This is a genomic window from uncultured Mucilaginibacter sp., from assembly GCF_903913935.1.
GTDB lineage: Bacteria > Bacteroidota > Bacteroidia > Sphingobacteriales > Sphingobacteriaceae > Mucilaginibacter.
The window spans coordinates 1-8,058 of record NZ_CAIWNH010000230.1; the positions used below are offsets into that span (position 1 = coordinate 1).

The window sequence follows — 8,058 nt, forward strand, 5'->3', positions numbered from 1 at the left end:
CCATTAAATGTTTTAAATTAGCGCACTTCTGTTAAAAAAATGATGAAAAAAATACTATTCTCCGCCATAATATTGTTCAGTACGATTGGTTGGGCGGTTGCCCAGGGCCCTGCTGCCGATGTAAACAAAGTTGTAAACGCAGATAAGGATTTTGACAAATTAATTGAAAGAAAAGGAATTAAAGACGCGTTTTTGGCCGTTGCCGATCCGGAAGGCATCGTGTTTAAACCCAACGTAGTTAACATCACCGAGTTTTATAATAATATTGATAAACAGGCTGGTACATTAAAGCAACACGCCAACTTCGGGCGTATATCGGCGAATGGAGACCTTGCTTTTACTGCTGGCCCGTATGTTTATCAAAACGGGACAGATGATACCGACAAAGTGTTTGGCGATTATGTTTCCATATGGAGGGCTGAGGGTGAAAATGGCTTAAAGTTGCTGATTAACCTGGGTATACAGCATCCCGAGCCGGAGCAGGATCCTATTTCCGATTTCAAAAACCCTGACTCAGCCAGGCAGGTGGCTCCGAGTAAAGATCCTTTTGCCGGAAAAAAGATCATCCTTGCTACTGACAATGTATTTAACCATTCATTGTCAATTTCAACCATGGCCAGTTATAAGGAGTTTTTGAGTCCTGAGGGCAGGTATTATTTCCCTGGTTTTGAGCCGATGACCGGGCAGGACAAGGTAATGAAGTTTATTGATAATGAAGCTATCTCCATAACGGCGCAAACTACAAACGGCGGACGCTCTACAAGCAATGATTTGGCCTATACTTATGGCAAAGCACGTATAGCGAAGGGCGACATCGTGAGTAACTACAACTATGTACGTATTTGGGAACGGGATGCCGACCATAAATGGGATATTGTACTTGAAATATTTTCAGCAGTTGAAAACGAATAAAAGTTAAGCTAGGAAAATCAGCATAAATACAAAGGCAGCATTTTTTATAATCGCTGCCTTTTTTTTTACCTTAAAGATTAATTCGCCCCTATTTTCAGGGTGATTGGGGTTTTTAATTACCTCATTTGTTAATAACTTTAAATTATGTTTATAAACAACCCGAACCCTATTGGATTTCAACCGTACAAAGCCTTAACCAAGCCGATATAATATGGGAGATTTAAATCAGTTCAAAAGGTCGAAGGAAAGGATCAAAGAGGTCCTGTCACATCTGGTGCATAAAAACATCAAAGATGAGAAGACCAGTATGTTTATCGCAGACCTCCGGAATTCGATCAACAAGCTGGAAAGTAAAATGGAGGAATTTAAACGGCAAAAGGCCAGTTAATAACCTCCATAAACATTTTCTATTTAATTTATTGCCACAAGCGCAGTTGTCCCCATCAGCTTGCCATTTTTATTATAAGTTTCGGATTTTATAAAACGGCCAAGTGCCGGCGAAAACCATTCAGTTGATTGCATATTTACAGGTATGCCGATCCCCATCATTTTGGTTTCCATACGGGCGTCGTAAGTGATTTTAAAACATTCAAAATCTCCCGCCGGTGTGGTGATGGTTTCTTTTAGTACTACATTCCTGTTGGTAATATCCATATGTGTTTCGCCAAACTTTTCGCCGTTATTTAATATGGTGATCACCATTGAGCCATCATCAAGTTTTTCGCCGGCACTCAGGTTAAGCGGGTAACTTAAATACTTGCCATCGGCCTGCATCTGCATATTACTCATTTGCTTGTTCCCGTTTGCCGGCATAAACGACCGCATATCAATATTGATGGATGAACCGTTGCAGGTAATGTCAAAATCGCTGCTACCGACTGCTTTGCCGTTTTTATCGGTTATGTCGCTGTGGATGGAAATTGTAGCAGCATCTTTTTTTACCGAACTGTAGGTGATTTTCCCAGTTTGATTGCCTTTGGCATCCGAATTACTGTAAACCAACTTTTTGCCGTTTGTGGCGTTCAAAAACTGTTCGCAACTCTGCGCATAGCCGAAGCGAACCAGCACCAACAACGATAGCGCTGTGATAATGATCTTTTTCATGATAATTAAGTTTAAATTTATTTTTTTCTGGTGATTTATATATAAAAATACCTATAAAACAATTAGTTGCATATATTTTTTTCTCTTCATCGTCAAATTAGAATTATTCTGAAATAGCCGGGTCCAATGCTAATTGTTAAAATTATTCAGGTTTTAGTTAAATATTGTTAAGGGGTGTTAAATGATTTAGCTATTTGAAAAAATAGGCAGAAATTGGTGTGAGATTGGTTGATAGGTGAATGATTGATTATGTGATTTGTTTGCTTTTATCTGCCCAATTCAACCAACTTAATCTAACTCAATCAAAACTTAACCAACCAACTATGCAACACAATTACAAAAAGATCAACAACCTTTTAGGATGGCTTTGTTTTGTAATAGCCACCACCTCCTACATTTTAACGCTCGAGCCATCGGTGAGCTTTTGGGACTGCGGGGAGTTTATCTCCTGTGCCTACCGTTTGCAGGTATCGCACCAGCCAGGCTATCCTTTGTTTGCCATGCTGGGCAAAGCTTTTTCGCTGCTATCCTTTGGTGATCGTACCAGGGTGGCCTATTGCACCAACTTAATGTCGGCACTGGCAAGTGGGGCTACTATTATGTTCCTCTTCTGGACGATAACTGCCCTGGCACGCAAGCTGGTTAAAGCAGCTGATGAAAATAGCCACCAGCAGCAATTGCTCACCTTTGGCGCAGGTTTGGTAGGCGCCCTTGCCTTTACCTTTACCGATACTTTTTGGTTTTCGGCGGTTGAGACCATTGTATTTGCCATCTCCTCCTTATGCACCGCTATTGTTTTTTGGGCGATATTAAAATGGGACGCTAAAGCTGATGCGCCGGGGGCTGATAAATGGATCCTGCTCATCGCTTACCTCATCGGCCTTTCCATGGGGATACACCTGCTTAATTTACTTACCATACCGGCAATAGCTATGGTGTATTATTTCCGCAGGTATAAAAAAATCAGTTTTAAAAACGGCATAATGGCTTTTCTCATCAGTATTCTTATACTCGCTATAGTCCAGTTCGGCATCAGGGGCTACACCGTATATTTTGCCGCCTGGTTCGATTTTTACTTTGTTAATTCGTTGGGAATGGCATTTGGCAGCGGGGCATTTGTATTTATGGCGCTACTTTTCGCCTTGCTCATTTTTGGGATCTGGTACAGCATCAAACATAAAAAACCTTTGCTAAACCTGGCGCTATTGTGCACTGTCTTTATTTATTTCGGGTACAGCTCATTTGTTTATATCCCTATTCGTGCTGCTGCCAATACCGATCTCAATAACTCGCACCCGGATAATGCTTTTACTTTATATGGCTATTTAAACCGGGTGCAGTATGGCGAAACCCCATTGTTATCCGGCCCATATTTCGATGCTAAAATTATTGATGAAAAAGAAGGCCCGGCCATTTACCGGAAAGGAAAAACCCAATATGAAAATGCCGGGAAAAGCATGGCATATGTGTACGACCATAATACGTTTTTGCCCCGCATGTGGAGCACCGAATCTGACCCGTATTATGCGCAGAATGTTCAGTTCTATAAGCAATGGCTTCAGTTGGGCGATGGCCAGGCGCCAACATTTTCGGACAATCTGAAATGGCTGTTCAGCTGGCAGATCTACCAGATGTATGGCCGCTACTTTTTATGGAATTTCGTAGGCCGGTATAATGATGCCGACGGGCAGCAAAGCACCGCGGCCCTTAATGGTAACTGGACAAGCGGCTTGTTCGACGGCGGTAAACATCTACCCAAAGCTATTTTAAATGATGTTACTTATACACCGTTGTATGCGCTTCCGCTCGTGCTCGGCCTGCTGGGGGCATATTATCATTTTAAACGTAAAAAACGTGATGCCCTGGTGATCGCCTTGTTGTTCTTTTTTACCGGTATCGCCATTGTGCTGTATGTTAACCAAAATTCGTTGCAGCCGCGCGAACGGGATTATTCGTACGTAGGCTCATTTTATGCTTTCGCGATATGGATAGGATTGGGGGTAATTGCGCTTGCAGAAATTGTCCGTTTAAAGCTGAATTCGAAGCTAGCTGCTTATGGCTCATTCGCGGTTTGTATGATTGCCGTGCCTGTATTGCTGGCCAGTAAGGAGTGGCGTGCGCATGACCGTTCAACCAAATTAACGCCGCATGATATGGCTTACAACTTTCTCTTATCCTGCCCTAAAAATGCCGTTTTGTTTACTTATGGCGATAATGATACTTACTCGCTTTGGTACGACCAGGAAGTGGAAGGCATAAGGCCGGATGTACGGATTGTTTGTATGAGCCTGTTTAGCGGCGATTGGTATATCCACCAGATGCAGGGACGGATGAACCAGTCGGCGCCATTGCCGGTTACCATGCCCTTTGACAAGTATAAAGAAGGCGTCCGGGATATTGTGTATTACAACGATGCCAAAATTGCCGGGAATGTTGAGCTGAAAGACGTGTTTGATTTTGTCACTTCGGACGACAGTCGCGCAAAAATGACTTTGCAGGATGGCTCCATTGTCAATTTTATGCCAACCAAAAACTTCAAATTAACAGTTAACCCTAACGAAGTGATAAAAAATGGCGTTGTTGCCGCTGGTCAGAAAGATAAGCTTGCCACCGAAATGGACTGGAAAATATCATTTAATTATTTAACCAAAGATAACCTGGCCATGATGGACATCATCGCCCATAATAACTGGAAGAGGCCCATTTGCTTTACCACTACCATGAGCGAGAGCAGTATGTTTGGCCTGCTGCCGTATCTTTATAAAGAAGGATTTGTTTATCACCTCATCCCTTTTAAACCCGAATTAAGTAAAGATGCGCAATCACCCAAAACCAACAGCCTGGTGATGTATGGTAACGTGATGAACAAGTTTAAATACGGCCATTTTAAAACTGCCAAATACCTGGATAATGTATCTAAAACGCAGTTTTATTTGAATATGCAGATCACTTTTAACGATCTTTCCCATGGGCTTATCCAGGATGGTCGCCCTGATCTTGCCCTTAAGTCACTGCATAAATTTGATGATGAAATGCCAGATATTACCCCGGATATTGATACTGCAGCACAAAAGTTTTTCATGTCGCAAACGGCCTATAGGCTGGATGATTTAAAGCTGGGTAATCAGTTGGTTAAAAGCGTGGATAATTACATTACCGATCAACTGGATTACAATTACGAATTGCTTAAACAAAACAATAACCTGGCAATAGACGTGCGCACCGTTCAACTGGGTATGCAATTGCTAAATGGTATGACAGATTCCGCCAAAACAAGCCATCAAACAGAATTGAGTAACCAATTACAGGCACAACTGAAGGACTATGAGAATAAGTTCGCGGTTTTGGAAGGCCGGTAGTTTGGTAGGGGACCATACTTGGCGAATTATGATGTGGCGCTCATTTGCTAGAGTTCATGGACTATTAACCATCGTCTAACACTGGCGTTCGTTCGTTTTTTGGTAAAACAGCTGATGAAACAAACGGACGGTTTAAAAAACAAAAAGAGGCTGCCCAATTGCAGGCAGCCTCTAACACTCATAGGTATAAAAATGATAGATTTATTTGCCTTTTACAAATAATGCCTGTAAAAACCCGACGGTCCTTGCTGGTTTTCGCCCGTTTTTTGGATAATGAGCATTTACCTGTACAAGATAGATATCGCCTGGTTTTGCATATTCTGGCAGGGTGCCCGAAATTTTAAATTGGGTTTCGTGTGCATTTTCAAATTGAACGATATGCCTGCCGTGCGCCTTATGTTGCGCGATCCTCCCTTTTGAGATAGGGGTGATCTCGTGCTTAAGTTCGGTAACGGGCAACTGTTTGCGCAGGTCCGGAATAAGGTACGGAGGTGTTTTGCCGTAAATAGCCCGGTTGGCTCTTACAACCTCCAAAACTTTGTCATTTTGAGCAAAGTTTGCCGGAACATGCTGCACACTAAGCGCAATACTGATCTCGCCTGCCTGATCAAAATGATGAATCGGGCCCAGCCCTAATATCAAATGCCATGGAGCACCGGGGAATAATGTAATACTATTGGTGTTCCTCCAGGCTGAACCGCATTTTGGATACACCACTGTAGGGTCTTCCATGTCGGCCGCGCTGCTAAGGCTATTGGCGTTAAAGTTGCAAAGCGAACTGCCCGGCACGAACAGGCTAACAGCCGCGCAGGTATGTGTATCCGCACCGCCCGCATTTACGAAGGGCACGGATGAATAAACAATGGTGCTTCCGCCTGCAGGCACCGCTACGGTTTGGGTATCCAGGTACTGGCCAATGGTAGCTAATCCCTGTGGTATTGTCCAGAATGTAACCATTGCGCTTACTTCATATTCCGAGTCGTTATGTACCTTCGCAGCAAACCCGTAATGTAAACCCGCAATTACCTCAGTATCGTACCCAACGTTCGGAACAACTGTACCCATAGAAGTGGTGCTAAATGGCGTGAAAAGGATAATATCAGGGCTGGCGTAGTCGCCGGTAATATAAACCGATTGGGGTTGCTGGTAAATGGCAAATGCGGTTAAGTCTGACCCTGTACTTCCGGTTACCACCAAATTCTGTCCATTAGCGTGCGGATTGCTGCCGTTGGCTTCGAGGATGTCCCATTTATCAAAATTTGCATTGCTGTTAATTACTGCGGGTGTGGCCATTGGGTTCGCAGCAGCGGTTACGGTTTCAGTTGCAGGTACGATGGCAAGTGAGCCATAAACGTTCACATTGTGCGTTAACCCGTTATCAGGTGCAATTCCGGTTACAAAAAAGTTATTCAAAAATTCGCCTGCTGTTTCGTCAAAAGCATCCAGATAAATGCCAGGCCCGCCGCCACCAGGGCCGGATATGCCGCTGGCAAGGTAAACAGCCAGTATGTTAATGGTTTCTGAGCCAACCAAAAGTGGGTTGTCTGGATCTGAACCGGGCAGGCTAGCGAGGTTTGTAGAAGTTTGGCCTGCGCCACATCCCGATACATTGATAAAACCGAATGTATAAGTAGTTGTACCTTGGGTGTGGCTGGCTGGCGGAAGGTCGGGGTGAAACTGACTGCCGGGAGCCAAATCGTTTGTGGGTGGTACAACGATACCCGGAACCGGGGAGTAAACAGAGGAAGAGGCGGGATTTCTGTTTTGGCGGGTTAAGCCGCCACCAACAGGTAGTGTATGATAATACACATAGTTGTAAATTGCGTTAGGCATGATGTTGTTTTTTTAATGTTTTTCGCCTACTCTGTTTCCCGTTTTCGGCTAACCGGGTGCTTACTCTTTTTTTTGTTTTTGCTGCAGACAATTACAAAGGGATTTTCGGCTTCTTGTTCCGTATTAATTTAGATGATGAGTCGTAAGTTTTGAATCTGAAGTAAAATATTGTAAGGTTTTTGTTAGAGCTTGAGATTCAAGGCTTAGGGCTTAATTGGTTAATCAATACTCAAAGGTATCTTGCATTAAGGCTGGATAGCTGCGTATCAGCACTGAACTTGCAGGAGGGTTTTTACGTAATGTTTGCAGGTGATGCAACGCGAAGCTATTAACCCGGCACAATAAAAAAATGAAGGGACGTACAATTTATTATCTGCTGAATTTGCAGGATATTACTAATGTTAGTGAAGCCAAAAGGAATAGAATTATTATATTTACTTCGGTAAATGAAGTTAAAGCAAATCCATAAAAATGTCAGATAACAAAATTGCGGTGCTTTATGTAGATGATGAAGAACATAACTTGTTTTCGTTCAAAGCCACTTTTCGCATTAAATATAAGGTGTTAACCGCGCTCAGCGGCGCTGAAGCGCTGGATATTCTTGCAAAAAACCAGGTACATATTATTATAACGGATCAGCGCATGCCGGAAATGACAGGTATAGAGTTTTTGGAGAAAGTACTGGATAAATTTCCAGACCCGATGAGGCTGCTGTTAACAGGCTACGCAGATATGAACGCCGTTATTGACGCCATAAATAAAGGGAAGATCTTTCATTACCTGGCTAAGCCATGGAATGAAGAAGAGTTGGATTTAACCATAAACAGGGCTTATGAAAAATACCTGGAGC

The 8,058-nt window shown here is 43.0% G+C and carries 6 protein-coding genes; 4 read left to right on the forward strand and 2 right to left on the reverse strand.

Features of this window, described 5'->3' with window-relative positions; genetic code table 11:
- Positions 1–39: 39 nt before the first annotated feature.
- On the forward strand, positions 40–912 hold the full coding sequence (locus tag QZY09_RS08865) for a hypothetical protein (RefSeq protein ID WP_295671221.1): 873 nt from the start codon (positions 40–42) through the stop codon (positions 910–912).
- 211 nt (positions 913–1,123) lie between these two features.
- On the forward strand, positions 1,124–1,300 hold the full coding sequence (locus tag QZY09_RS08870) for a hypothetical protein (RefSeq protein WP_295671224.1): 177 nt from the start codon (positions 1,124–1,126) through the stop codon (positions 1,298–1,300).
- Between the two features lie 23 nt (positions 1,301–1,323).
- On the opposite strand, the gene QZY09_RS08875 is transcribed toward QZY09_RS08870, so the two are convergent.
- On the reverse strand, positions 1,324–2,016 hold the full coding sequence (locus QZY09_RS08875) for a hypothetical protein (RefSeq protein ID WP_295671228.1): 693 nt from the start codon (positions 2,014–2,016) through the stop codon (positions 1,324–1,326).
- A gap of 323 nt (positions 2,017–2,339) precedes the next feature.
- Between QZY09_RS08875 and QZY09_RS08880 the strand changes: the two genes are divergently transcribed.
- Positions 2,340–5,375 (forward strand): DUF2723 domain-containing protein, encoded by a 3,036-nt coding sequence (locus QZY09_RS08880; RefSeq protein WP_295671231.1) that lies wholly within the window; start codon positions 2,340–2,342, stop codon positions 5,373–5,375.
- Positions 5,376–5,576: 201 nt separating this feature from the next.
- Here QZY09_RS08880 and QZY09_RS08885 read toward each other — a convergent pair whose 3' ends face one another.
- Entirely contained in the window at positions 5,577–7,208 is a 1,632-nt protein-coding gene (locus QZY09_RS08885; RefSeq protein WP_295671235.1) for a hypothetical protein, read from the reverse strand.
- A 471-nt stretch (positions 7,209–7,679) separates the two neighbouring features.
- Here QZY09_RS08885 and QZY09_RS08890 point away from each other — a divergent pair.
- The coding region (locus tag QZY09_RS08890; protein WP_295671238.1) for a response regulator at positions 7,680–8,058 on the forward strand (379 nt) is incomplete at its 3' end.

Coding starts and splice junctions, on each gene's coding strand:
- QZY09_RS08865 (WP_295671221.1), top strand. CDS start 40: ATGATGAAAAAAATACTATTCTCCGCCATAATATTGTTCAGTACGATT.
- QZY09_RS08870 (WP_295671224.1), top strand. CDS start 1,124: ATGGGAGATTTAAATCAGTTCAAAAGGTCGAAGGAAAGGATCAAAGAG.
- QZY09_RS08875 (WP_295671228.1), bottom strand. CDS start 2,016: ATGAAAAAGATCATTATCACAGCGCTATCGTTGTTGGTGCTGGTTCGC.
- QZY09_RS08880 (WP_295671231.1), top strand. CDS start 2,340: ATGCAACACAATTACAAAAAGATCAACAACCTTTTAGGATGGCTTTGT.
- QZY09_RS08885 (WP_295671235.1), bottom strand. CDS start 7,208: ATGCCTAACGCAATTTACAACTATGTGTATTATCATACACTACCTGTT.